This window comes from Frigoribacterium sp. Leaf172 (genome assembly GCF_001424285.1).
Lineage (GTDB): Bacteria > Actinomycetota > Actinomycetes > Actinomycetales > Microbacteriaceae > Frigoribacterium.
The window spans coordinates 494,334-520,047 of record NZ_LMPB01000002.1; the positions used below are offsets into that span (position 1 = coordinate 494,334).

Sequence of the window (25,714 nt, forward strand, 5' to 3'; positions counted from 1 at the left end):
AACTGTGTAACTCCTGCCAATGGGTGAGCGGGCAGGATCACTTCGCCTGCGAGTAGTCGTCCACGACGGCGACGGTCACGGGGAATCGCACCGGGGCGTCGCCGAAGAGGAGACGCCCGGCCGCCGCAGCGCTGGTCTCGACGACCCCGACCACCTCGTCGGCGACATCCGCCGGGGCGTGGACGACGATCTCGTCGTGCAGGAAGAACACGAGGTGCGGCGCCCCCTCACCGAGCCCGGCGAAGCGCGCGTGCAGGCCGGCCCTGGTCGCGCCCATCCAGCACAGCGCCCATTCGGCGGCGGTGCCCTGCACGACGAAGTTGCGCGTGAAGCGCCCCCAGGCCCGGGCGTCGCGGCCGACGGGCCCCCGGTCCATCTCGGGCGGCAGATCGGCGGCGACGGCCTCGCCGGGCCGCGGCGAGCTGCGCCCGAGCAGGGTGCTGACGACACCGCCCGCCTCGCCCGTCCGGGCGGCGGACTCGACGTACTCCATGGCGCGGGGGAACCGTCGGGCGAGCCGGGGCACGAGTCGTCCGCTCTCGCCCTGCGTCGCGCCGTACATCGCTCCGAGCATCGCCACCTTGGCCTCGGCGCGCGACGCCACCGCCCCGCTCGTCACGATCCCTTCGTACAGGTCGCCCTCACCCGCCGCCGCCATCGCCGCATCCCGCGAGAGCCCGGTGAGGATGCGCGGCTCCAGCTGCGCGGCGTCGGCCACGATCAGCTTCCAGCCCGGGTCGGCCACGACGGCCGCGCGGACGGCCTTCGGCAGCTGCAGCGCGCCTCCCCCGCTCGTGGCCCACCGGCCCGTCACGACCCCGCCGGGCACGTAGTCGGGCCGGAACCGGCCCTGCCGGACCCAGGCGTCGACCCAGGCCCAGCCGTTCGCTACGAGGAGGCGCTGCCGGCGCTTGTAGCGCAGCAGCGGCTCGACCACCGGGTGCTCGTGCCGCTGGATCTCCCACTTGCTCGTGGACGTGACGGGCAGGCCGACCCGGTTGAGCGCCTTGAGCAGCTCGGCGGGCGAGTCGGGGTTGAGGTCCGGGGCGGCGAGGGCCGCGCGGATCTCCACGACGTCGGCGGACATCGCGGCCGGTCGGTCGCCGGCGCGGACCGGGCGGGGGCCCAGCGCCTCGGTCAGCAGACCGTCGTGCACCCGTGCCGACCACGGGATGCCGCGGTGCTGCATCTCGCAGGCGACCAGCGCCCCGGCGGACTCGGCCTTCGTGAGCAGCTCGAGCCCCTCGCGGTGCGCGCTCGACTCGACGGCGCGACGCTGGCGCAGGAACTCGGCCAGCGGGTCGGGCAGCGACTCGGGGACGACGTCGAACAGGCCGTCCCCCTGCGCCAGCTCCGCCTGCGGGCCGTCGTACGGTCCGGGCGGCGTCCCGTGCAGCTCGCTCCCGCTCGTCGCGGCTGACCGCCGCAGGATCGCGTGGCACAGCCGCAGGTCGATGCAGCGAGCGACGCGGACGCCCAGGCCGAGGAGGCGCGGGTACCAGCTGCGGGTGTCGTCCCAGACCCAGCGCGGGGACTCCTCCACCTCGCGCGTGGCGACGGCCATCGCCAGCTCGGCCTCGGCGACCACGATCGGCGCTGCGGCCACCGGGGCACAGTCGGAGGCGTCACGGTCGACGGGCGTGAACTCGACTCGGCCGTCGGGCAGACGGCGGAGGACGATGAACACGCTCTCGATCATGCCACCGGCCACCGACGTCGGAAGGGCGGCCCGGTCGTCTGCGTGCGTCGTCCCCCGCGGGAGTCAGTGCAGGAGGGCGCCCGACCGGTCGAGCACGTTCTTCTCCCCCGCTTCGACCCGGACGAGCAGACGGTTCTGCGCGGGTGGGATGGGGCAGTTGAAGTTGTACGAGAAGGCGCAGGGCGGCAGGACGGCGCGGTTGAAGTCGAGGACGATCGTGCCGTCGGACTCCGGGGTCGGGAAGAGGAAGCGTCCGACCGAGTAGGTCGTGTCGCCCGTGGTCCCGTCGGCGAAGACGAGCTGCAGGCGGTCACCCTGGCCGCTGGGGAACGCTGCGAGCTCGTAGTCGACACCGTCCCGGCGGAACCGGATGAGTCCCGGGAGCGGCTTCGGCCTGCTGAGGTCGAGGTCCTTCTGGTGGCGGATGTCGATCTCGGTGCCGGGCTCGGTCGGGACGAACTCCGCCGTCACCACCCACGACGCGTCGTAGGGGTAGGCGTCGATCGACCCGAACGCGGTCGCCGCGTCGGAGCGGGAGTCCCACACCCGGAGGGCGTACGACGACCCGTCGTCGTTCGCGATCACCGTCCCCGTCGCACCGCCGGCGAACGACACCCGGCCCGGCGTCCCGGCGTCGTCCCCCGCCACCAGGGCCGTCCCGTCGACGAGCACGTCGTCGACGCTCACCCCGTCGTCGGCGCCGGCCGTGACCATCAGCCCCGAGACGCCCGCGGGCGTGGGAGCCCAGATCCCGGCGACTCCCCAGATCGGCTGCTCACCGTCGACCCACTGCGTGTTCACCAGCGCGAGCGGACCGGTGGGCGACGTCACCCGGGTGCGGCGCAGGGCGTGGAACCTCGTCAACTCGACCGACGGCGACGCGCCCGTCTCGTCTCCTGGTGACGTGCTGCTCATGATCGTTCCTCTCGTCTGCGGGTCCAACACGGCGCACCGTGCGAGCATGCCCGCTCAGAGCGGATCGTCGCCGGCGAGTCGTCTGAGCTGCTCCGCGAAGGGCACGACGTCGGCGAACGGGTCGCCGCGCTCGGTCGAACGGGTCGCGACGAGGTCGGCGAACTCGCCGGCCGCGCGGCTCACCCGCTCGGGCAGCCCCGTGATCGTCTCGTCACCGGCGCCCCAGTCCTCGGATGCCGCGAACACCGACGTCGGAACGACCACGGACCTCAGATACGAGAAGAGCGGCCGGAGCGCATGATCCAGCACGAGCGAGTGCCGTGCCGTGCCCGCGGTCGCCCCGACGAGGACCGGCGTGCCGGCCAGCGCATCCTTGTCGATCACGTCGAAGAACGACTTGAAGAGTCCGCTGTACGACGCGGTGAACACCGGGGTCACCGCGATGAGGCCGTCCGCCCGGGTGACCCGGTCGATCACGCCGGCCAGCGCCTCCGGGGCGAACCCCGTCAGCATCGCGTCGGTGATCTCGTGCGCGAGGTCCCGCACCTCGACCACCTCGAACTCGGCGGGGACGCCCGCCGCGAGCATCGACCGGGCGGTCGCCTCGGCGAGACGGTCCGCCAGGAGACGGGTGGAGGAGGGCTGACCCAGCCCCGCCGAGACGACGACGACGTGCTTGGAAGCCATGGCGCGCCTCCTCGGCTCAGTGCGCCGCGACGGCCGGAGCCGGCGCGTCCGCGCTCGTCAGTCCGTCGGCGACCCGGGCCGCGTGCGTCGGCGCGTCGGGGACGTGCTCGGGGCGGTTCACGGCGAACTCGCGCCGCAGCACGGGGACGACCTCCTCGCCCAGGATGTCGAGCTGGTCGAGCACCGTCTGCAGCGGCAGACCGGCGTGATCGATGAGGAACAGCTGACGCTGGTAGTCGCCCACGTAGTTGCGGAAGCCCAGGGTCTTGTCGATGACCTCCTGCGGGCTGCCGACCGTCAGCGGCGTCTGCGACGTGAAGTCCTCGAGGCTCGGGCCGTGACCGTAGACCGGCGCGGAGTCGAAGTAGGGGCGGAAGGCGCGGACGGCGTCCTGCGAGTTCTTCGCGAGGAACACCTGACCGCCGAGACCCACGATCGCCTGATCGGCACGGCCGTGACCGTGGTGCTCGTAGCGCGAGCGGTACAGCTCGACCATCTGCTTCGTGTGCGACGCCGGCCAGAAGATGTGGTTGGCGAAGAAGCCGTCACCGTAGTAGGCCGCCTGCTCGGCGATCTCGGGGCTGCGGATCGAACCGTGCCAGACGAACGGCGGCACATCGTCGAGGGGCCGCGGCGTCGACGTGAAGCCCTGCAGCGGCGTGCGGAAACGGCCCTTCCAGTCGACGACGTCCTCGCGCCAGAGGCGATGCAGCAGAGCGTAGTTCTCGATGGCGAGGTTGATGCCCTGGCGGATGTCCTTGCCGAACCAGGGGTAGACCGGGCCGGTGTTGCCGCGGCCGAGCGTCAGATCGACGCGCCCGCCGGCGAGGTGCTGGAGGAGGGCGAAGTCCTCGGCGATCTTGACCGGGTCGTTCGTCGTGATGAGCGTCGTCGCGGTGCTGAGGATGATCCGCTCGGTCTGGGCCGCGATGTAGGCCAGCAGGGTCGTCGGGCTCGAGTTGACGAAGGGAGGGTTGTGGTGCTCGCCGGCCGCGTACACGTCGAGGCCGACCTCCTCGGCCTTCTTGGCGATGGCGACCATGGCGAGCAGGCGCTCGTGCTCTGTGGGCGCTCGCCCGGTCGTGGGGTCGGGGGTGATGTCTCCGACGGAGAAGATTCCGAACTGCATGCCGTCCACCTTAGTCATTGTCTATGCGTTTGTATGCACCTGGGGGAACCGCCCGCGGGCGTCGGTCATTCCCGCCAGTGCGGGGCCCGCCGCCGCCGCCGCGCGGCCCGCCGCCGCCGCCGCTGCGCGGCCCGCCGTCCCGCCGCGCCTGCCGGCCGCCGCTGCGCCGCCGGTCGCTGTCGGCATCCCGCCGACGGTCGCCGCCGCCCCGCCGGTCCTCGCCGACCGCTTCAGCGTCGGCAACTCCTCCTCTCTGCRCACACGGCACGCTGCGGGGCCGCAACGGGCCGACGGCGAGCACCGAAGAGGAGTTGCCGACAGGGCGAGGCGACCTCGACCACCCGAGGTCACCCAGCCCAGCGCCGACCTCCGGCACGTCGGCAACTCCTCCTCTCTGCACACACGGCACGCTGCGGGGCCGCAACGGGCCGACGGCGAGCACCGAGGAGGAGTTGCCGACGGCGGGAGCAGGAGGGGGCGGGGCTCAGCCGAGCGGCAGGGCTCAGCCGAGCGGCGGGGCTCAGCCGAGCGGCGGGGCTCAGCCGAGGGGCGGGGCGAGGCGGAGGAACCGCTCGGCGACCGACGCGGACGTGACGGGGCCCTCGCCGTCGCGGTCGAGCTGCGGCGAGGCGAACTCGACCGACCAGGTCCGGGCGGAGCCGCCGATCGCCGAGACGCCCTGCCACGCCGACCCGCCCGCGCGGACGATGATGCCCGTCGGACCGTACGGGAACGGCGTGGTCGGATCCTCGTCGGAGTCCAGAACGTAGACCTGCGCGCCGACGCCGAAGCGCGGCCCCGAGGCCGAGCCGGGCCGCGATCGGTCGGACTCGTCGAATCCGTCGTCGGGAGATGCGCCGGGTGTCCGTCGGGTGAACATGCACACATCGTCGCACGGTCGCCTCGACGGGCGCCGACGGCGTCTGCGTCGTGTCGTAGGGCGGACGGGACTTGAACCCGTGACCGATCGATTATGAGTCGACTGCTCTAACCGGCTGAGCTACCGCCCTGTGTCGACCGGGAGCCTAGGAGGCGCGGCCCGGTCCGACCTCGGTGGCCTCGGCCACCGGCTCCCCACGATACAGCGACTCGAAGACGCTCACCGTCCGCTGGATGTCGTGTCCCTCGATGACCTGGAGGCTCGCGCGTCGCATGGCGAGGTACTCGTCGTCGGGGGCCGTGAGCACGCGCGTCAGCTTGTCGGCGAGGTCGCGGCTGTCTCCGGGGCGGAAGAGGTAGCCGTTGACCCCTTCGTCGACGAGGTGCGGCAGGGCCATCGCGTCGGCCACGACGATGGGGAGCCCCGACGCCATGGCCTCGAGGCTGGCGATGCTCTGCAGCTCGGCCACCGACGGCATGGCGAAGACGGTGGCGTCGGTCAGGGTGCGTCGGAGCTCGGCGTCGGAGAGGTAGCCGGCGAAGGTGACGCGCTCGGCGAGGCCGAGCTCGACGGTCATCAGCTGCAGCTGCTTGAGGAGGTCGCCGCCGCCGACGATGGTCAGTCGGGCGTCGAGCGAGGGATCGAGCAGCGTCATGGCGCGCAGCAGCACGTCGATCTGCTTCTCGGCCGTCACCCGGCCGACGAACACGACCCGGTTCGCCGTGGGGCGGTCGTCGCGCGCCGTGTAGTCGGCCGCCTCGATGCCGCACGAGACGGCGAGCACGCCGGTCACGTCGACGGAGCGCTCGAGGAACACCGCCGCGCGCTTGGTCGGCGTCGTGATGGCGGCGACGTGCGTGTAGGTCCGGGCGGCGTCGCGCCAGGCGAGCTTGACGGCGGTGGCCCGGAGGAAGTGCGGCAGCCCGGTGTGCTCCAGGAGGTTCTCGGGCATGAAGTGGTTCGTCGCGATGACACGGATGCCTCGCCGGTTGGCCACCCGCACCACGGCGCGCCCGATCACGATGTGCGACTGGATGTGCACGACGTCGGGCCGGATCTGCTCGATGATCCGCTCGGCGTTCCCCTCGGCCCGCCACGGGGTCGCGAATCGGAGCCAGTCGTGGAGCGGCCACCGCGTCGAGTACAGCCGGTGCACGGTCAGCGTCGCGCCGTCGTGCTGCTCGAGGAACGTGCCGTGGCGGCGGTTCGCCGCCGGGCAGATGACGTGCACGTCGTGCCCTCGACCGGCGAGCCCGACGGCGAGCCGCTCGGCGAAGTTGGCGGCGCCGTTCACGTCGGGCGGGAACGTGTCGGCCGCGATCAGCACGGTGAGGCGGCTCGAGACGTCGCCGTCTCCGATCGGGTTCTCGTCGCGGGGTTCGAGGCCGTGGTCTGGGGCGGGTGTCACGTGTCGTGGCGTCCTTGTGCTCGTCGTTCGCTGGTGCGCCGCCGACGATGACCGCGACGCGGGACCACGGTAGCTCAGCTTCGCTTGGCGGGCTGGTATTTGGCGAGCTGGAACACGCCGTACACCGCGATCGCCCCCGCCACGAGGAAGAGCACGACGGCGATGCCGGGGGCGTTCGCGGCCTCACCGAGCACGACGATGCCGATCGTGACGGCCACGATGGGGTCGACGACGGTCAGCCCGGCGATCACGAGGTCGGGCGATCCCGACGAGTAGGCGTTCTGCACGAAGTAGCCGCCCAGTGCCGCCGCCGCGATCAGCATGATGATGCAGACGATGCTGAGCCCGTCGAAGTTGCCGGCGAAGACCCTGTTGAGGACGACCTTGGCCAGGGTCGCGACGAAGCCGTAGAGGACGCCGGCGCCGATGATGTAGAACAGCGCGCTGCGCCGGTGCCGGAGGGCGACGAAGGCCGCCGCGAGCACCGCGCCCACCACGAGCAGGATGACGAGCACCGTGACGAGCTGATCGGTCGTGATCTCGGTCTCGATCGCGGTGAAGGCGGCGACGGTGGCGAAGAGGCCGATGCCGCCGACGCAGATGGCGATCGAGCGCTTGATCCGCCCGGTCAGGCGACGCCCGGTCGAGCGGGCGTTCAGGACCGCCGTGATCACCAGCGCCACGGCCCCGAGCGGCTGCACGACGAGGAGGGGCGCCACCCGCAGGCTCGTGAGCTGGAAGACGACGGCCAGCCCGAGCATCAGGGTCCCCATGACCCACGACGGGCGGCCGACCAACGCCAGCACCTGGCGGACGCTCATGCCTCCCCGGGAGGCGCCGAGGCGGGTCTCGACCTTGGCCACGCCGCGGTGCTGCAGCTGCGCGCCGATCGAGAGGAAGACCGCCCCGATGAGCGCGATGGGGATGCCCAGGGCCTGGAACGGGGTCAACGAGACCTGCTCGGTCAGGTCGCTGAGGTTCGGGCTCACGGCGACCACGCTAGCGGCCTGCCGCTCAGTAGTCTGGACGAATGGCCGTTCGCCCCATCACCATCACGGGTGACCCCGTGCTGCACTCACCCGCCTCCGACGTCACCGAGGTCGACGACACGATCCGCACCCTCGTCGCCGACATGTTCGAGACCATGGACGCCGCGCCCGGCGTCGGGCTCGCCGGCCCGCAGGTCGGCGTCGGTCTCCGACTGTTCGTCTTCTCGTGGACGGACGACGACGGCGACGACTGGCGCGGCGTCGCCATCAATCCGACGCTCTGGCAGAGCCCGCTGTCGATCGACCCGCTCGACGACGACGACGAGTCCGAGGGCTGCCTCTCGGTCCCGGGCGAGAGGTTCCCCCTCCGTCGTGCCGAGAGCGTGATCCTCCGCGCGACCGACCTCGACGGCGACGAGTTCGAGATCGAGGCCCACGGCTGGCTCGCTCGCATCTTCCAGCACGAGTTCGACCACCTGGACGGCGTGCTGTACACCGATCGTCTCGAGCACCCGTTCCACAAGGCGGCGACGAAGGCCGTCAAGAAGGCGGGGTGGGGCTCCCCGGGCCGCACCTGGCTCCCCGGGGTCGATCACCCCGAGGACTGAGGGCGAGTGCCCGAGGAGGCGCGCGACGGTCGATCCCGTCGCGCGCCTCCTGAGTCCACCGACCTTGCGGGCGACGCACCGTGTCGTCGTGCCCGCGCGCCGGGATCAGCGCAAAGAAAAAGGCCCAGAGGGTGGAGCCTCTGGGCCTTCGCTCCCCGACTTGGACTCGAACCAAGAACCTGCCGGTTAACAGCCGGCTGCTCTGCCAATTGAGCTATCGAGGAATGGCGACTGCCTCGGAGAGAACCCTTCGACAGCGGACACAACTGTAGCAAAGATTCGGGGGCGCATCGAACACGACGCGCTCCCGGATCTCAGTACCCGGCCGCGGCGTCCACGACCCCGGCGAAATCGCCGTGTCCGTGCAGCGCCCTGACGTTGTGCGTGATGCGCTCCGCGAGGAGCGGCGCGGTCATCTCGGGCGTGTCCGCCTGGTGCGGCGTCACGATGACCCGGGGGTCGTCCCAGAGCGGGTGCCCGTCGGGGAGGGGCTCCGGCGAGGTCACGTCGACCCCCGCACCCCAGATCCGCTCGGACCGCACGGCCTCGACCAGAGCGTCGGTGTCGACCAGGTCGCCCCGCGCGATGTTCACGACGACCGCGGTCGGCCGCAGCATCGCCAGGCGGCGCCCGTCGAGCAGCCTCGACGTGCCGCTCGTCGCGGCGGCCGCGAGGACCACCACGTCGGCCTCGGGCAGGACCTCGTCGAGCCGGTCGACGGTCACGGTGCGGTCGACGCCGTCGACGGGCTCGCCGCCCCGGCGGACGATCGTGACCCGCGTCTCGAAGGGCGCCAGCAGACGCACCAGCTCGAGGGCGATGCCCCCGGCGCCCACGATGACGACATTCTTCCCGTAGAGCGAGAGGCCGCGCTGCTCGGTCTGCCAGCCGGTCGCACGGACCCTCGACGGCACGACCCGCAGCAGCGACAGCACGAGCATCAGCGCGTGCTCCGCCACCGGTTCCGAGAACGCGCCCTTCGCGCTGGTGAACAACGGCAGGGCGGTGCCGGCCCGACTCGCGAGCAGTTCGGAGAAGGCGTCGACGCCCGCGTACGGCAGCTGGACCCACTCGATGCCGGGGTGGCGGTCGAGGGCGCGCCGCAGGCCCTCCGGATCGGCGTACGAGAGCCAGATGAGCCCGCGCGTCTCGTCGCCGAGCGGCACGATCGAGCCTCCCCCGGCATGGACGGCCTCGGCGAACCGGGGGTTCTCCCGGGGCGCCAGGCTCACCGGGCCGGGCGACGGCCGGCGCTCGGGGCTCAGCCGGACGGTCGTGGTCGTCGCCCGGTGCCCCCGGGTCGGATCGCTCACGACTCGCGCCCTCCGTCGCGCCCGTCGTCGCGCCGCTCGTCGCGCCGCTCGTCGGGGCGGATGATGTCGATCGGCGTGGTCGTCGACAGCACCTTGACGTACGGGTCGACCCCGTCGCGGAGCACCTCGTCGATCCACCCCAGGCCGACCAGCCGGCCACCGCGCATGACGGCCACGCGGTCGGTGATGGCACGGGCCTCCGAGACCGACGACGTCACGACCAGCGCCGAGAACTGCCGGTCGCGGTGCAGGTTCCTGATCACGTCCAGCACGGCCTGGCGCACGAGGACGTCGACGCCGCGGGCCGGCTCGTCGGCCACGAGGAGGCGCGGCTCGAGCACCAGGGACCGCGCGAGCGCCACCCGCTGCCGCTGCCCGGCGCTGAGCTCCCACGTCTGCTTCAGCATGGTGCCGAGCGGCAGATGGACGGCGTCGATGAGGTCGGCGACGAGTCGGCCCGCCTCGGTCCGGTCGAAGCGCCTGTCACGCTGATAGATCGGCTGCGCGATGGTCTCGCCGACGGTGAGATCGGGGCTCAGCCGCTCGCCGTCGTCCTGCGCGAGGTAGCCGACGGCGCCGGAGAGACGCTCCCGGCGACGGGGCGACGACCGCAGCAGATCGACCCCGAAGACCCTCGCCGCTCCCCCGACGATCCGCGGACGGCCCTCGGCGGGGCGCTCGGAACCGACGAGACCGGCCACCGCGAGGGCGAGCGTCGACTTGCCCGAACCGCTCTCGCCGAGCACGGCGAGGATCTCCCCCGGGGCGATCGACAGCGTGACGCCGTCGACGGCTCGCAGAGCGGGATGACCGCTCCTGGCCGGGTACTCGAGCGAGAGGTCGTCCGTGACCACCGGCACGGACATGTCGAGCTCCACCGCCATCAGACGGCCCCGCCGCCCGCGCCGTCACGCGCGGCGCGGTCGAGCGCGGCGAGGCGCTCCCGCCGGGCGGCCTGCTCCACCGGGTCGGGCACCGGCAGCGACGCGAGCAGCCGCTGCGTGTACGGGTGCTCGGGGGCGCCGAGCACCTGGTCGTTCGGTCCGCTCTCGATGAGGTCGCCGTGGTACAGCACGCCGATCCGGTCGGCGAGCATGTTCACCACCGCGAGGTCGTGGCTGATGAACAACGCCGCGAAGCCGAGATCGGTCTGCAGCTCGCGGAAGAGCTCGAGCACCCTCGCCTGCACCGAGACGTCGAGCGCGCTCGTCGGCTCGTCGGCGATCAGCAGGGCCGGCTCGAGCGCGAGCGACCGGGCGAGGCTCGCGCGCTGACGCTGACCGCCGCTCAGCTCGTGCGGGTAGCGGTCGCCGAACGCCTTCGGCAGCTGCACCGCCTCGAGCAGCTCGTCGACCCGTCTCCGGGCCGCGCGGGCGTCGCCGGCCCGCCCGTGGACGATGAGCGGCTCGGCCACGCATTCGGCGATGGTCAGCAGCGGGTTGAAGCTCGACGCCGGGTCCTGGAAGACGAACCCGATCTCGGCGCGCTTGGGCTTGAAGTCGCGCTCGTGCACGCCGTTCATCTCGATGCCGAGCACGTCGAGAGAACCGCCGGTCACGGGGGTGAGCCCCGCGATTGCGCGTCCGATCGTCGTCTTGCCCGACCCGCTCTCGCCGACGAGACCGAGCACCTCGCCGCGGGCGATCGAGAAGTCGACGCCCTTGACCGCCCGGAACCCGGAGCGACCGAGCCGGCCCGGGTACTCGATCTCGAGTCCCGTCGCGCGGACGACGACGTCGCGGTCCGCCTCGGCGGCCTGGACCTGCGCGCCCCTCGACTCGAGTCTCGGCACGGACCCGAGCAGCCGCCGCGTGTAGTCGTCCTTCGGGGCCGCGAACAGCTCGGCCGACGACGCCTGCTCGACGACCTCGCCGAGGTACATGACCGCGACCCGGTCGGCCAGATCGGCGACCACGCCCATGTTGTGCGTGATCAGCACGATCGCCGTGCCGAACTCGTCCCGGAGATCGCGCAGCAGATCGAGGATCTCGGCCTGCACGGTCACGTCGAGGGCCGTCGTCGGCTCGTCGGCCACGATGACCGACGGGTTCAGCACGAGCGCCATGGCGATGACCACCCGCTGCTTCTGCCCGCCCGAGAACTGGTGCGGGTAGTAGTCGACCCGCTTCTCGGGCTCGGGGATGCCGACCCGTCGGAGGATGTCGATCGCCCGGCGCCGCGCCTCCCTCTTCTTGATGGATCCGTGGGCTCGCAGCCCCTCGATGATCTGCCACCCCACCGTGTAGACGGGGTTCAGAGCGGTCGAGGGCTCCTGGAAGACCATGGCCACGTCCCGGCCGCGCATCGCCCGCATCGTGGACGGCGAGACCTCGAGCACGTTCCGGCCCGAGAGCAGCACCGCGCCGGTCGCCACGGCCGTCTCGGGCAGCAGCCCGAGGATCGTCTTCGCGGTGACGGTCTTGCCGCTGCCCGATTCGCCGACGATCGCCAGCACCTCGCCGGCGCGGACGTCGAGGGTGACCCCCTGCACGGCCGCGACGTCGCCGCCGTCGGTCGCGAAGGTGACCTCGAGCCCCGTGATGCCGACCGCGATGTCGCGAGCCTCGCGGGGAAGATCGTGAGCGGCGTGGCGGACCGGAGCCGCGCCTCCTCGGCGGGACTCCGAACGCCCCGTCGTGTCAGTCGTGTCGCTCACGCGGGGACCTCCTCGGTGACGGCCGAGGTGGCCGTCGTGTCGTTCTTCGTCTTGCGGCGGGCCCGACGGCGGGTCCGGAGGCGCGGGTCGGCCAGGTCGTTCAGGCTCTCGCCCACGAGGGTGATGCCGAGCACCATGAGCACGATCGCGGCACCCGGGAACACGCCCGTCCACCAGATGCCGCTCGCGGTGTCGCTGAGGGCGCGGTTGAGGTCGTAACCCCATTCCGCGGCCGAGGTCGGGCCGATGCCGAAGCCGAGGAACCCCAGCGCGGCGAGGGTGAGGATCGCCTCGGACGCGTTCAGCGTGAGGATCAGCGGCAGGCTGCGCGTGGCGTTGCGGAGCACGTGCTTGAACATGATGCGGGGCGTGCTGCTGCCGACGACCTTCGCGGACTCGACGAACGCCTCGCTCTTCAGCCGGACGGCCTCGGCTCGGACCACCCGGAAGTACTGCGGCACGTAGACGACCGTGATCGAGATGCCCGCCGAGATGATGCCGCCCCAGAGACTCGACTGACCGCCGCTGATGACGATCGAGACGACGATGGCGAGCAGCAGCGACGGGAACGCGTAGACGGCGTCGGCGATGACGACGAGGACCCGGTCGAGCCACCCGCCCAGGTAGCCCGACACGAGCCCCAGCGCCACGCCGATCGTGATCGAGAGGACGACCGCGACGACGACGACCGCGATGGCCGTCCGGGTGCCCCAGACGACGCGGCTGAAGACGTCGTAGCCGCCGACGGTCGTGCCCCAGAGATGGACGGCCGAGGGAGGCGCCTGCCGCGGGAACGTGCCCCCGTCGTCTCCGAGCTGACCGAAGCCGTACGGCGCGATCAGCGGTGCGAAGACGGCGGTGAGGAGGAAGACGGCGCAGATCACGACGCCGGCGACGAGCATGCCGCGCTGGAGGCCGACGGAGCGGCGCAGCTGCGCGACGATCGGGAGGCGCTTCCAGAGCGGCGCGCGACGGTCGGCGAGGACGCCGGTGCTGGTGGTGTCGGTCATGGTCAGTACCTCACACGGGGGTCGATCAGGGCCGCGACGACGTCGACCAGGAAGTTCGTGACGGCGACGATCACCGCCAGGACGGCGACGATGCCCTGCACCGCGATGAAGTCGCGGGCCGAGAGGTACTGCTGCAGCTGGAAGCCGAGACCGCGCCAACCGAACGTCGTCTCGGTGAGCACCGATCCGCCGAGCAGCATCGCGATCTGCAGACCCATCACCGTGATGATCGGGATGAGCGCGGGCTTGAGCGCGTGCTTGCGCACGAGCCGCAGCTCGCCGACGCCCCGCGACCGCGCCGCGTCGATGTAGTCGGAGCCGAGGGTGCCGATGACGTTGGTGCGGACGAGTCGGAGGAAGATGCCCGCCGTCAGCAGGCCCAGCGTCAGCGCGGGCAGGACGGCGTGCGACAGGACGTCGACGATGATCGTGCTGTTGCCCGTCCTCAGGGCGTCGATGAGGTAGATCCCGGTCGGGTTCTCGATGCGCCCGAGCGCGATGCCGATCCGCGTCGAGGCGCGTCCGCCGAGGGGGAACCAGCCGAGCCAGACGGAGAAGGTCAGCTTGAGCAGGAGGCCCGCGAAGAACACCGGCGTGGCGTACGCGAGGATCGCGAGGATCCGGAGCACCGCGTCGGGCCACCGGTCGCGCACGTACGCGGCCAGCATCCCGAGGGGGATGCCGATGACGAGGGCGATGATCAGGGCGTAGAAGACGAGCTCGACCGTGGCCGAGCCGTAGGTCACGATGACCTCGCTGATCTGGCGGTTGTCGGTCGCGGTCGTGCCGAAGTCGAGCCGGACGATCTGACCCAGGTACTCGAGGTACTGCACGATGATCGGACGGTCGTAGCCGGCGGCGGCGAGCCGCTCCTGCAGCTGCGCCTCGGTCAGACGGCCTCCGACGGAGGCGGTGATCGGGTTGCCGACCACGCGCATCAGGAAGAAGACCAGGGTGACCAGGATGAAGACGGTGGGGATGATGAGGAGCGCGCGGACCACGAGGTAGCGACCGAATCCTCCGCCGGGACGACGTCGTCGCACGGTGGGGTCGGGGGTGGGCGGCTCGCTCGCGAGGGGAGCCTCGATGAGCGACGTCACGTCAGGTGCCTTTCGGGGGGTGGGGGCGACGCACGACGCACGAAAGGGCGTCCCGCACCATGGCGGGACGCCCCTCGCGCGTCATGCGTCGTGGAACATGTTCGCTCGCGCGATCGGCCGGTCAGCCGATCAGCGGCTCAGCGCTGCGTAGCGGAACTTGAACGACGGGTCGAGCGTGTCGTCGACGCCCTGCACGTCGCTCTGCGAGACGACGACCTGCGTGCCCTGCAGCAGCGGCAGCGTGGGCAGGTCGTTCGCGACGACGTCCTGGATCTGACCGATGATCTCGGTGCGGGCGGCCTCGTCGGACTCGGCGATCTCCGATGCCAGCAGACCCTGCACCTGAGCCGAGTCGTAGTGGTTGCCGACGAAGTTGTCCTTCACGAAGAACGGCGACAGGTAGTTGTCGGCGTCCGAGAAGTCCGGGAACCAGCCGAGCTGGTACACGGGGTACGCGTCTTCACGGCGCTCGGTCGAGTAGGTGTCCCACAGGGTCGACTGCAGGTTGACCTCGAACAGGCCGCTCGCCTGGAGCTGCGTCTGGATCAACGCGTACTCCTCGTCGCTCGAGGCGCCGTAGTGGTCGGGGCTGTACTGCAGGTCGATCGACACCGGGGTCTCGACGCCGGCCGCCGACAGACGCTCGGTCGCCGCGTCGACGTCGGGGCCGCCCTCGCCGTCGCCGTAGAGCGACTCGAGGGGCTTCGTCGCACCGGTCAGACCGTCGGGCACGACCGAGTACAGGGGCGTGTACGTGTCGTTGTAGACCTCGCTGGCGAGGGCGTCGCGGTCGACCGTGTCGGCGATGGCCTGACGGACCGCCAGCGCCTTGTCGGCGTCGGCGTCGTCCTGCGTCGAGCCGAAGGGCATCGTGTTGAGGTTGAAGACCAGGTAGCGGATCTCGCCGCCGGGGCCGTTGTGCACCGTCAGCGCGTCGTCCTTCGCCAGGTCGGCGAGGTCGGTCGGGCTGAGGCTGCGGTTGGCCACGTCGACGTCGCCCTGCTGGACGGCCAGCTTGAGGTCGGTCTCCTCCGTGTAGTACGTCGCCGTGACCGAGTCGGTCTTCGCCGCGCCGAGCACGCCGTCGTAGGCGTCGTTGGCCTCGTAGGCGATCGTCTCGTTCTCGGCGTAGTCGGTGATCGAGTACTGACCCGAGAACGCGTCGCCGGAGACGATGTCGTCGGCGGAGGTCAGCTCGGTGGCCGAGAAGACGTCCTCGTCGACGATGGGCGCGGCGGGGCTCGAGAGGATCTGCGGCCAGGTCTGGTCGGCGCCGTTCAGCGTGAAGACCACGGTGGTGTCGTCGGGGGCCTCGACGCCCGCGAGGTTGCCGAGCAGCGACGACGGACCGTTCGGGTCCGCGATCGCCAGCTGGCGGTCGAACGTGAACTTGACGTCGCTCGAGGTGAGCTCGTTGCCGTTCGCGAAGGTCAGATCGGGCTTCAGCGTGACCGTGTAGGTGACCGGGTCGGTGAACTCGGCCGACTCGGCGAGGTCCGGTTCGACGTCGGGGCTGCCGTAGGGCGAGTTCATCAGGAACCCGAACACCTGGTTCTGCACGGCGAACGAGCCGTTGTCGTACGAGCCGGCCGGGTCGAGCGACGTGATCACGTCGGTCGTGCCGACGCTGATGCCGTCGAGAGCGGTGTCGGCGTCACCGCCCGAGGCGCAGCCGGCGAGGATGAGGGTGGTGGCAGCGGCGCCACCGACGACGGCGAGAGCGCGTCGTCCGAGCTTGGAGTCGGATGTCATATCCGGTTACCTCTTTCTCTGTGTGCAAGGAGACCCCCCGGGCGCGGCTGTGTTCGCGCCCGATTCGGGGTGGATCCATTGGTAACACACACCGGACTCGCGGCCCTACTCCACGGAGAAGTGTTTACAGGCTCGCAATGAACCTTGCCGCGTGGTCCGTTCTTCGAGACCCGGCCGGGCTGCTCGAGCGCTAGCGCTCGTCAGAGGGGGCGCGGTGCCGCCTGGCGTGCGCGGTGCCACCGGGGCGTGCGCGGTGCCGCGGGGCGCCGCGCCCTGGGCCCGGTCATTCCTGCCGGATGGCGCGACGCTCCTGTTCGAGGGAGACTATGCGCAGCTGGATCTCACGCAGGCCCTCGGGATCCTGTTTGGGGTCGGTCCGGCGGAGCCGCCCCATGGCCTCGGCCTGCTCGCGGAGGATGTCCCGCTCGACGAGAGACGAGACGATGCCCCGGCAGTACGTCGTGATCTCCCGGTTCTCGCGCTCGGGGATCGGCGCCACGGCCAGCTCACGAGCCAGCACGTCGTACGGCGCCGGCGTGTGATCGAGGACGACGTCGAGCCAGTCGCTCGCCTCGAGCCGATCGAGGCTCACGCCGATGGCGTCGCGGACGACGGCGAGAGCGCTGGTCTCGAGCCGGGCCTGGGAGGCGCGCTGCATGAGGAGAGGGCCGACCGCGGCCGGCTGCTGCAGCATGGCCATGAGCGCATCGCGCTCGGTGCGCGTCGTCAGGTCGGACGGGAGGGTCATCAGGGTCGGGCCCGCCGGTTCGTCGGGCAGCGGCGGCAGACTCGTGATCGACTGCGGACCGTCTCCGGCGTTCTGCGGCTTCGCCCGCTCGATCGAGGTCTGGCTCGCGGTCGTCCGCGCGACCTCCTGGTAGGCGGCCACGACCTCGTCGGTGTCGACGCCGACCCACTTGGCGAGCATCCGGGCGTACCCGCGCTGGAGCGACTGCTCGCGCATGGTCGCCAGGACGGGAGCACCGGCCCGGACGGCCCCGGCGCGACCCTCGACGGTCTCGAGGTCGAACTCGTCGATCACACGGCGGATCATGAACTCGAACAGCGGACGCTTCGTCTCGACCAGTCGCCGGACGGCGTCGTCGCCCCGGTTCAGGCGCAGATCGCAGGGGTCGAGCCCGTCGGGGGCCACCGCCACGAACGTCTGCGCCGAGAAGCGCTGCTCTTCGGCGTAGGCCCGCGACGCGGCGCGCTGTCCGGCCTCGTCGGGGTCGAACGTGAAGATCACCTCACCGCTCGCCGACGTGTGCGCCCCGCTGACATCGCCGAGCATCGGTCGCAGCAGCTTGATGTGGTCCACGCCGAAGGAGGTGCCGCACGTGGCGACGGCCGTCGTCACACCCGCCAGATGGCAGGCCATCACGTCGGTGTAACCCTCGACGATGACGACCTGCTTGCCCTTCGAGATGTCGCGTCGGGCCAGGTCGAGACCGTAGAGCACCTGCGACTTGTGATAGATCGGCGTCTCGGGGGTGTTCAGGTACTTCGGCCCCTTGTCGTCGTCGAGCAGGCGGCGTGCCCCGAAGCCGATGGTCGAGCCCGTCACGTCGCGGATCGGCCAGAGCAGGCGCCCCCGGAACCGGTCGTACGGGCTGCGGTCGCCGCTGCTGAGCAGACCGGCCGCCACGAGCTCGTCGTCGCTGAAGCCGCGGCCCTTCAGGTGACTGCGCAGCGCGTCGAACGACTTCGGTGCGAAACCGACGCCGAACCGCTCGGCCGCCGCCGGGTCGAAACCCCGCTCGCCGAGGAACCGGCGGGCCGAGTCGGCGTCGGACGCGGTCAGATGCTCGACGAAGAACTCGCGCGCCCCCTCGTTCGCGGCGATCAGGCGAGCCCGGTTCCCGTGGTCGGTCGCCTGTCCCCCGTCCTCGTAGTGCAGCTCGAAGCCGATGCGCGACGCCAGTCGCTCGACCGCCTCCTGGAAGGTCGTGTGGTCCATCTTCTGGACGAAGCTGAAGACGTCGCCGTCTTCGCCGCACCCGAAGCAGTGATAGCGACCGACCTGCGGACGGACATGGAAGCTCGGGCTCCGCTCGTCGTGGAACGGGCACAGGCCCTTCATCGAGCCGACCCCCGCACCCTTCAGGGTGACGTGGTCGGAGACGACGTCGACGATGCTCGTCCGCGAGCGGACCTCGTCGATGTCGTTCCGTTTGATCAGGCCTGCCACGTGACGATCCTAGATCTCGCGGCCGACACCGGAGGGCGCGGACGGGACGGGACCCGTGCCTCCTCGGCTCGGCTCGTCAACTGCGGAGGACGAGGCGCGCGTGCCAGGCCGTCGCGCTCTGATCGGTGAGCGACGCCACCTGGTCGACGACGACGCGCCGCCTCGCCGTGTCGTCGGCGGCGGCGGCCCAGTCGGCCGCGAAACCCGGGTCGAGCTCGGACGGGCCGGCGGCCCAGAGCGCGTCGGCCAGCCCCGTCAGCAGCTCGCGCTGGTGCTGGTAGATGGGCTGCCTCGTGCCGTGGGTCATGACGAACGCCGCCACGATGCCCTTGAGCACGGCGATCTCGCCGATCACCTCGGGCGGCACGACCATGCTCGCGCTGAACCGGGTCAGGCTCGACTGCGAGTACGACTCGCGGGTCGCGTGCGTCGCCGCACCGGCGAAGCGGCCGATGAGCTGGCTCGTGAGGTTCTTCAGACGCGCCTGGTCGAGCCGCCCTCCGTCGTACGAGTCGACCCAGAAGGGCTGCGAGCGGAGCCGGTCGAACGCCTCGACGAGCTCGTCGCGGCTGAGCTCCCGACCGACCCACTCGTGCATCGCCGTCACGAGCTCGTCGTGCCCGTCGCCCGAGCCGAGGGTCGCCACGTCGACGTAGCCGTTGACGACCGCGTCCTCCAGATCGTGCACGGAGTACGCGATGTCGTCGCTGAGATCCATCACCTGAGCCTCGATGCAGCGACGGCGACGCGGGGCACCGGCCCTCAGCCACTCGAACGCCTCGGTGTCGTCGTCGTAGAAGCCGAACTTCATCCGCCCCGACGGGTCGGGGACGCCCTGCGCCGCCGGCCACGGGTACTTGCAGCTCGCATCGAGACTCGCCCGGGTCAGGTTCACCCCGTAGCTGCGACCCGCATCGTCGATGACCTTGGGCTCGATCCGGGTGAGGAGCCGCAGGGTCTGCGCGTTGCCCTCGAAGCCGCCGATGCCGACCGACCAGTCGTTGAGCGCCTTCTCGCCGTTGTGACCGAATGGCGGGTGCCCCAGGTCGTGCGCGAGGCAGGCCGTGTCGACCACGTCGGGGTCGAGACCGAGACTCGTCGCCAGCTCGCGGCCGACCTGCGCGACCTCGAGGGAGTGGGTCAGGCGGTTGCGTGCGAAGTCGAGACCGGCGGTCGGGCTCAGCACCTGCGTCTTCGCGGCCAGGCGACGGAGTGCGCTCGAGTGGAGCAGCCGCGCTCGGTCGCGCGCGAAATCGCTGCGCCGGTTCGAGTGCTGCTCGGGGAGCCAGCGGTCGGAGTCGGCGGACTCGTACCCGGCGGACGTGCTGAGGGCGGACTCGAGGGGCGTGGACTCGACGGACACCGGGGCCTTTCGATCAGGAGGAGCGGAACGAGCAGGAGGCGCGGGTCGCGACCCGCGAGCGGTCACCCGCCGCTGTGGTGCAGCTCCGCCGCGGCCAGCTCGGCCTTGAACGCCTCGTCGAGGTCGCGGCTCTCGAGCCAGCGGTCGGGCAGCGCGGGTCTCTTGGGGCTGCCCGCGCGACCCCGAGGGCCCTCGGCCGCCGCACCCGGGTACAGCTCGTCAGGATCGAGGGTCGCGAGGAGGTCGTCGATCTCGGAGAGTGAATCGGCGAGGGCGAGAGCCGACCGCGTCTCGCCGCCGACGGGGTAGCCCTTGAAGTACCAGGCGACGTGCTTGCGCATGTCGCGGCAGGCGCGCCCCTCGTCACCCGACCAGAACTCGACCATGAGCTCGGCGTGCCGTCGGAACGCGCGCCCCACCTCGCCGAGCGTGGGCTCGGCCTTCAGGTCCTCACCGCGGAAGGCAGCCGCGAGATCCCCGAACAGCCAGGGGCGACCGAGGCAGCCGCGGCCGACGACGACACCGTCGCAACCGGTCTCGTCGACCATGCGGAGGGCGTCCGCCGCCGACCAGATGTCGCCGTTGCCGAGGATCGGGACGTCGCCGACGGTCTCCTTCAACGTGGCGATCGCCGACCAGTCGGCCGTGCCCGAGTAGAAGTCCGCCGCCGTCCTGGCGTGCAGGGCGATGCTCGCCACGCCGGCCCCCTGAGCGGCCTTGGCGGCCTCCAGGTACGTGAGGTGATCGGAGTCGATGCCCTTCCGCATCTTGATGGTCAGCGGGATGTCGCCCGCCGCCGACACGGCCCGCTCGACGATCTCGCGGAACAGCCCGATCTTCCAGGGCAGGGCGGACCCGCCGCCCTTCCGCGTGACCTTCGGGACGGGGCAGCCGAAGTTCAGATCGATGTGATCGGCGCGGTCTTCGGCGACGAGCATCGTCACGGCCTCCGCGACCGTGTTCGGCTCGACGCCGTACAGCTGGATGCTCCGGGGCGTCTCGGACTCGTGATGCTGGATCAGGCGCATCGACTCGGGCGTCCGCTCGACGAGTGCGCGGCTCGTGATCATCTCGCTCACGTAGAGACCGGCGCCGTACTCGCGACAGAGGCGCCGGTAGGCCGTGTTCGTGATGCCGGCCATGGGTGCCAGCACGACCGGGGATGCGACCTCGATCGGGCCGATCGAGAGGCCGCGCGAGGGAAGAGTGGAAATGGTCATCGGTACGATTCTCCCATGAGCGACGGTGGACCGACAGGACGGCAGCGGGTTCGTGTGGACGCCGAGGCCCACGGCCTGGCTGTGGAGATCGTGTCGCGCCCTGCGGCCGACACGTTGGAGGACGCGGCCTCCCTGCTGGGCGTCGGTCCCTCCGACGTCGTCAAGAGCCTGGTGGTCAGACGCCACGACGGCTCGTTCCTCTTCGCCCTGGTACCGGGCGACCGACAGATCTCGTGGGCGAAGCTCCGATCGGTCGTCGGGGTCAACAAGCTCTCACTCCCCCGGCCCGAGATCGCCCTCGACGCCACCGGGTACGAACGAGGCACCATCACGCCGCTCGGCAGCACGACGGCATGGCCCGTCTTCGCCGACGAACGCATCACCGGCCGACGCGTCGCCCTCGGCGCCGGTGAACACGGTTACAGCGCCTTCGTCGACGCCGATGCTCTGATCACCGCGTACGCGGCCACGGTCGCCGACATCAGCGACTGACACCGCGCCTCCCTCGCTCCTTCGACGGGTCAGACGGGCGCGGGCCCTTCGACCAGGCAGGCGTCGCCTTCGCACGCCACCGCGTCCGGGGACCCGAGCATGGTGAAGGGCGAGCCGGCGGTCGCCGCGGAGCCTTCGGCGGTGCGATCGCTCACGAGCGGACCTCGGCACCGACCTGCTCGAGCGCCTGCAGGAACATCTCGGGTGCCTGTGCTCCCGAGATGCCGTACTTGCCCTCGAGAACGAAGAAGGGCACGCCGTTGATGCCGAACGCCTGCGCCTGCGCCTGGTCGGCGCGGACATCGGGCTCGTAGCGGCCGTCCTCCAGGGCGTCACGCGTGACGACCGGATCGAGCCCGACCTCGGTCGCGAGCTCGACGAGCTCGTCGATGCGACCGAGGTGACGGCCCTGCTCGAAGTAGGCCGCGAGGAGGCGCTCCTTCATCTCGAGCTGGAGTCCGTTCGCCTTCGCGAGGTGGAGGAGCTCGTGCGCCTTGACGGTGTTGGTGTGGCGGAGAGCTGCGAAGTCGTACGCGAGACCGACGTCGGAGGCGATGCCCGCGACGTTGTCGAGCATGCCTTGCACCTGGTCCACGGGCATGCCCTTGTGATCGGCGAGGAACTGGATCTCGTCACCCTCGAAGTCGACCGGGGTGTCCGGAGACAACTCGAACGAGTGGTACTCGATCTCGACGGGCTGACCGTAGCGGGCCACGGCGTCCTCGAACTTGCGCTTGCCGATGAAGCACCAGGGGCAGGCGATGTCGGACCAGATGTCGACCTTCACGGCCCGGTTCTGCGTATCAGTCACACCGGGCGAACCATCGGAGCACCGGCAGCATTCCCGGTGCTCGCCCTCTGCGCCTCCCGCTCACCGCTCACCGCTCACCGCTCACCGCTCACCGCTCACCCTCTCTCGCTCGTCGCCGTCCTCCCCGCCGGGCCCACTCCTCCCCACCGGGCGTCCCCCTCCCCACCGGGAGTGCTCCTCCCCTCCGGGCGTCGCCTCCCTGCCGGGCGCCTCCCTCCCCGCCGGCGGTGCGCCTCCCTCGCTGACCCCCGCCCTCGGACCAGCCGCCTGCGACCACGCACCTGCTCTCGTCGGCAACTCCTGGCCCTTGCGACGTCCCGGCACTCCCAGCCGCCACTTCCTGCGTCCCCGCCCCGGGAGGAGCCGCGGCAGAGAGGAGTTGCCGACACGCGGGACGACGCCCTGCGCCACCGAACGAGCCACCAGTGCCTCGACGACGGCTGAGACGGTCTCCCAGTCGCGTCGCACCATCGACGTGCTCGCCCTGAACGGAAGAATCCCCGCCAGGACCATCGTCGCGTCCTTGACGCGATCCTTCTCGAAGCGGTGGGCATGATGCTCCCGGCCGTCGGTCTCGAGCCCGACGGCTCCGTCGACGAGCATGTCGATCCTCTCGCCCCGGGAGCCGACGGGGACCTGTCGCGCGACGCGTCTGCCTTCCAGCCGCAGGCGAGTCCCGGCGGCGCTCTCGAGGATGCTCTCCGCACCGCCGTCACTCCATGCGGCCAGACCGGCGGCGTCCGCGCGCATCCGCGAGAGCACCATCCGGGCGTCGTCGTCGCCGTGCACGATGCCCTGAAGGCGCGCCCAGTCGACGAGCATGACGGCGTCCTCGAGAGACTCCGCCTCGACCACGGCCCTGGCGAGGGCGTCCCTCGGGTCGACAGCCCACGTCGTCCCGCGATTTGAGAGCTCGAGCGGATCCCAGACGACCCTCACCCCCCGACGACGACGCAACCGCGACGCCGTCTCGGGCACCGAGACCACGATCTGCGGCGGTGTCCAGGACCACGCCCCCAGCTCGTGCAGGGCAGCGGCGCCCGTCAGCCGGCCGCCGATGGCGACAGCGACGAATCGGGGGTCGGTCGGCGACCACGTGCTGTACCAGCCGCGTCGTGCCCGGCGGACCCCGCCGAAGCGGACAGCGGCTGTCAGATGCCGGTCCGTCGCACCAGCGGCGACGAGATCGTGCTTGTGGAGCAGGCCTCCCTCGGAGGCGACGAGCTCGGCGATCGTGGTCATGGCTCCGATGCTGTCGTCGACCGACCCCCTGACGCTCCGAGCCCGGCTCCCCTCGTGGATGGATCCGCCCGAACGCTTGAGGGGTAGGGATGGACCTCGCCGCGTCTCTCTCCGTCGACAACTCCTGCGTCGCGCCCCTCGATCGCCGGTGCCCGCGTCGACGACGACGAATCGACGCAACGCGGAGGAGTTGCCGACGGGACGGCGATCTGCGGAGGGAGGCGCGGGTGGCGACGGCGCCCGGTCGGAGAAGGCGCACGGCCGGCTGCCCGGACGTCGGAAACTCCGGACGCTCGCGTCGATCGACCCGGGCGCGGGGCGAGATCGGACTTCCGCCGAGCAGGGAGGAGGAGTTGCCGACCCGGAGGGCTGGTGGAGCGGAGGAGGAGGAGGGGGGAGGACGAGCCGCCGGAGGAAGAAGGGAGCGAAGGCGAGGGAAGGGACGTCGGCCAGACGGACGGAGGCGGAGCGGACGTTGGCGGAGCGGACGCAGACGGCGGACGCAGACGAGCGGACGTGAGTGGGGCGGACGCGGGCGGACGCCGAAGGGCGGGCGCGAGCGGAGCGGGCGCGAGCGGAGCGGGCGCGGGCGGGGCGGACGCGAGTGGGGCGGACGCGGGCGGACGCCGAAGGGCGGGCACGGGCGGGAGGGCGGGACGGCGCGGGGGGGGCGGGCGCCAGCGGGGCGGGCGCGAGCGGAGCGGGTTCGGGCGGGGCGGACGCAGGCGGCGCCCGCCCCGCACGGGGCGGGGCGGACGCAGGCGGCGCCCGCCTCGCACGGGGCGGGGCGGGCGCCGGAAGGACGCGGAAGCGGGTCAGGCGCCGAGCAGCTGCTCCGCGAGGTAGCCGCGCAGCTGGGCCAACGGCATGCGCTGCTGCTCCATGCTGTCGCGCTCGCGCACCGTGACGGCGTCGTCGTCGAGCGAGTCGAAGTCGACGGTGACGCAGAACGGCGTGCCGATCTCGTCCTGACGCCGGTAGCGGCGGCCGATGGCGCCGGCGTCGTCGAAGTCGATGTTCCAGTACTTGCGGAGATCGGCTGCGAGCTCGCGGGCGAGGGGCGAGAGCCGTTCGTTGCGGCTGAGCGGCAGCACGGCGACCTTGATCGGCGCCAGCCGGCGGTCGAGCTTCAGCACCGTGCGCTTGTCGACGCCGCCCTTGGCGTTGGGGGCCTCGTCTTCGGTGTACGCGTCGACGAGGAACGCCATGAGCGATCGGGTGAGCCCGGCCGCCGGCTCGATGACGAACGGGGTCCAGCGCTCATTCTTGGCCTGGTCGAAGTACGAGAGGTCCTTGCCCGAGGCCGCGGCGTGCGTCTTGAGGTCGTAGTCGGTGCGGTTCGCGACGCCCTCGAGCTCGCCGAACTCGCCGCCGGCGAAGCGGAAGCGGTACTCGATGTCGACGGTGCGCTTGGAGTAGTGCGACAGCTTCTCGGCGGCGTGCTCGTAGAGGCGGAGGTTCTCGGGGTCGATGCCGAGGTCCACGTACCACTGGAAGCGCTGGTCGATCCAGTACTGGTGCCATTCCTCGTCGGTTCCCGGCTCGACGAAGAACTCCATCTCCATCTGCTCGAACTCGCGGGTGCGGAAGATGAAGTTGCCGGGCGTGATCTCGTTGCGGAAGCTCTTGCCGATCTGGCCGATGCCGAACGGAGGCTTGATGCGCGACGACTGCAGGATGTTGTCGAAGTTCGTGAAGATGCCCTGGGCGGTCTCGGGCCGCAGGTACGCCATGCCCTGCTCGTTGTCGACCGGGCCGAGGAACGTCTTCAGCAGGCCGGAGAAGTTCTGCGGTTCGGTCCACGAGCCGGGCTGACCGGTCTCGGGGTCGCGCACGTCCGCGAGGCCGTTCTCGGGCGGGTGGCCGTGCTTGGCCTCGTACGCCTCGAGCAGGTGGTCGGCGCGATACCGCTTGTGGGTGTGCAGCGACTCGACCAGGGGGTCGCTGAAGACCTCGACGTGCCCGGAGGCCTCCCACACCTGTCGCGGGAGGATGACGGCCGAGTCGAGTCCGACGACGTCGTCGCGCCCCTGCACCATCGTCTGCCACCACTGGCGCTTGATGTTCTCTTTCAGCGCGACGCCCAGGGGCCCGTAGTCCCACGCCGATCGAGACCCGCCGTAGATCTCTCCCGACTGGAAGACGAACCCGCGGCGTTTGGCCAGGGCGATGACGGAATCGAGACGGTTGGGTGCTGCCACGTGTGATGCTCCGATTGAGTTGAGGCCCGAGCTGGGTGCCCGGTCGGC

Annotated in this window: 22 protein-coding genes and 2 tRNA genes; 2 read left to right on the forward strand and 22 right to left on the reverse strand. The window is 71.2% G+C overall.

All coding sequences use genetic code 11. The features are described 5' to 3' along the window. Positions 1-37 precede the first annotated feature (37 nt). The 8 genes from ASF89_RS08580 to ASF89_RS08615 form a co-directional block, all read right to left on the reverse strand. Positions 38-1,699, reverse strand: a complete 1,662-nt coding sequence (locus tag ASF89_RS08580) for a bifunctional 3'-5' exonuclease/DNA polymerase (RefSeq protein WP_082489893.1) — start codon at positions 1,697-1,699, stop codon at positions 38-40. Between the two features lie 63 nt (positions 1,700-1,762). After that, on the reverse strand, positions 1,763-2,614 hold the full coding sequence (locus tag ASF89_RS08585) for a DUF1684 domain-containing protein (RefSeq protein WP_055797057.1): 852 nt from the start codon (positions 2,612-2,614) through the stop codon (positions 1,763-1,765). Positions 2,615-2,668: 54 nt separating this feature from the next. Beyond that, entirely contained in the window at positions 2,669-3,301 is a 633-nt protein-coding gene (locus ASF89_RS08590; RefSeq protein WP_055813810.1) for an FMN reductase, read from the reverse strand. Between the two features lie 16 nt (positions 3,302-3,317). Continuing rightward, positions 3,318-4,430 (reverse strand): LLM class flavin-dependent oxidoreductase, encoded by a 1,113-nt coding sequence (locus ASF89_RS08595; protein WP_055814846.1) that lies wholly within the window; start codon positions 4,428-4,430, stop codon positions 3,318-3,320. A gap of 538 nt (positions 4,431-4,968) precedes the next feature. Beyond that, complete coding sequence (locus ASF89_RS08600) at positions 4,969-5,310, reverse strand: hypothetical protein (protein ID WP_055813813.1); 342 nt, start codon at positions 5,308-5,310, stop codon at positions 4,969-4,971. A 56-nt stretch (positions 5,311-5,366) separates the two neighbouring features. Further along, positions 5,367-5,440, reverse strand: a tRNA-Ile gene (locus ASF89_RS08605). Between the two features lie 15 nt (positions 5,441-5,455). Next, complete coding sequence (locus tag ASF89_RS08610; RefSeq protein WP_235476420.1) at positions 5,456-6,718, reverse strand: glycosyltransferase; 1,263 nt, start codon at positions 6,716-6,718, stop codon at positions 5,456-5,458. Between the two features lie 74 nt (positions 6,719-6,792). Beyond that, entirely contained in the window at positions 6,793-7,707 is a 915-nt protein-coding gene (locus ASF89_RS08615; RefSeq protein ID WP_055814849.1) for a DMT family transporter, read from the reverse strand. A 41-nt stretch (positions 7,708-7,748) separates the two neighbouring features. On the opposite strand from ASF89_RS08615, the gene def reads away from it, so the two are divergent. Then, complete coding sequence (gene def, locus ASF89_RS08620; protein ID WP_055797047.1) at positions 7,749-8,315, forward strand: peptide deformylase; 567 nt, start codon at positions 7,749-7,751, stop codon at positions 8,313-8,315. Between the two features lie 151 nt (positions 8,316-8,466). Here the strand turns inward: def and ASF89_RS08625 are convergent. From ASF89_RS08625 to dusB, 10 genes are all read right to left on the reverse strand, one after another. Continuing rightward, positions 8,467-8,539, reverse strand: a tRNA-Asn gene (locus tag ASF89_RS08625). A gap of 90 nt (positions 8,540-8,629) precedes the next feature. Continuing rightward, a complete protein-coding gene (locus tag ASF89_RS08630) occupies positions 8,630-9,628 on the reverse strand; it encodes an NAD(P)-dependent oxidoreductase (protein WP_082489895.1) in 999 nt (332 codons plus the stop codon). After that, positions 9,625-10,494 (reverse strand): ATP-binding cassette domain-containing protein, encoded by an 870-nt coding sequence (locus ASF89_RS08635; protein WP_055814855.1) that lies wholly within the window; start codon positions 10,492-10,494, stop codon positions 9,625-9,627. Before ASF89_RS08635 ends, ASF89_RS08630 begins: the two co-directional genes overlap by 4 nt. Before the next feature lie 17 nt (positions 10,495-10,511). Beyond that, positions 10,512-12,182: an ABC transporter ATP-binding protein gene (locus ASF89_RS08640; protein ID WP_055814858.1), complete on the reverse strand. Its 1,671-nt coding sequence runs from the start codon at positions 12,180-12,182 to the stop codon at positions 10,512-10,514. A gap of 98 nt (positions 12,183-12,280) precedes the next feature. Next, positions 12,281-13,294, reverse strand: coding sequence for an ABC transporter permease (locus tag ASF89_RS08645; RefSeq protein ID WP_055813816.1), 1,014 nt, complete (start codon positions 13,292-13,294; stop codon positions 12,281-12,283). Between the two features lie 2 nt (positions 13,295-13,296). Beyond that, positions 13,297-14,394, reverse strand: a complete 1,098-nt coding sequence (locus ASF89_RS08650; protein WP_055797041.1) for an ABC transporter permease — start codon at positions 14,392-14,394, stop codon at positions 13,297-13,299. A 129-nt stretch (positions 14,395-14,523) separates the two neighbouring features. After that, positions 14,524-16,146: an ABC transporter substrate-binding protein gene (locus ASF89_RS08655; protein ID WP_055797036.1), complete on the reverse strand. Its 1,623-nt coding sequence runs from the start codon at positions 16,144-16,146 to the stop codon at positions 14,524-14,526. A 283-nt stretch (positions 16,147-16,429) separates the two neighbouring features. Beyond that, positions 16,430-18,337: a DNA primase gene (gene dnaG, locus ASF89_RS08660; RefSeq protein WP_055813819.1), complete on the reverse strand. Its 1,908-nt coding sequence runs from the start codon at positions 18,335-18,337 to the stop codon at positions 16,430-16,432. Between the two features lie 76 nt (positions 18,338-18,413). Continuing rightward, positions 18,414-19,700, reverse strand: a complete 1,287-nt coding sequence (locus ASF89_RS08665; protein ID WP_055813822.1) for a deoxyguanosinetriphosphate triphosphohydrolase — start codon at positions 19,698-19,700, stop codon at positions 18,414-18,416. 62 nt (positions 19,701-19,762) lie between these two features. Next, a complete protein-coding gene (dusB, locus tag ASF89_RS08670) occupies positions 19,763-20,920 on the reverse strand; it encodes a tRNA dihydrouridine synthase DusB (protein ID WP_055813824.1) in 1,158 nt (385 codons plus the stop codon). Positions 20,921-20,935: 15 nt separating this feature from the next. Between dusB and ASF89_RS08675 the strand changes: the two genes are divergently transcribed. Further along, positions 20,936-21,412, forward strand: a complete 477-nt coding sequence (locus tag ASF89_RS08675) for an aminoacyl-tRNA deacylase (protein ID WP_055813829.1) — start codon at positions 20,936-20,938, stop codon at positions 21,410-21,412. Between the two features lie 29 nt (positions 21,413-21,441). Here the strand turns inward: ASF89_RS08675 and ASF89_RS16190 are convergent, their stop codons facing one another. The 4 genes from ASF89_RS16190 to ASF89_RS08690 all read right to left on the reverse strand — a co-directional run bounded on the left by ASF89_RS16190 (position 21,442) and on the right by ASF89_RS08690 (position 25,666). Then, complete coding sequence (locus ASF89_RS16190) at positions 21,442-21,567, reverse strand: hypothetical protein (protein WP_255354983.1); 126 nt, start codon at positions 21,565-21,567, stop codon at positions 21,442-21,444. Continuing rightward, a complete protein-coding gene (locus ASF89_RS08680) occupies positions 21,564-22,199 on the reverse strand; it encodes a DsbA family protein (protein ID WP_055813831.1) in 636 nt (211 codons plus the stop codon). The genes ASF89_RS16190 and ASF89_RS08680 overlap by 4 nt, the downstream gene beginning before the upstream one ends. A gap of 105 nt (positions 22,200-22,304) precedes the next feature. After that, positions 22,305-23,201 carry a hypothetical protein gene (locus tag ASF89_RS08685; RefSeq protein ID WP_156463353.1) on the reverse strand — a complete coding sequence of 299 codons (897 nt, stop codon included), beginning with the start codon at positions 23,199-23,201 and terminating at the stop codon, positions 22,305-22,307. 1,079 nt (positions 23,202-24,280) lie between these two features. Then, positions 24,281-25,666, reverse strand: coding sequence for a glycine--tRNA ligase (locus tag ASF89_RS08690; protein WP_055797012.1), 1,386 nt, complete (start codon positions 25,664-25,666; stop codon positions 24,281-24,283). Between the last annotated feature and the right edge of the window lie 48 nt (positions 25,667-25,714).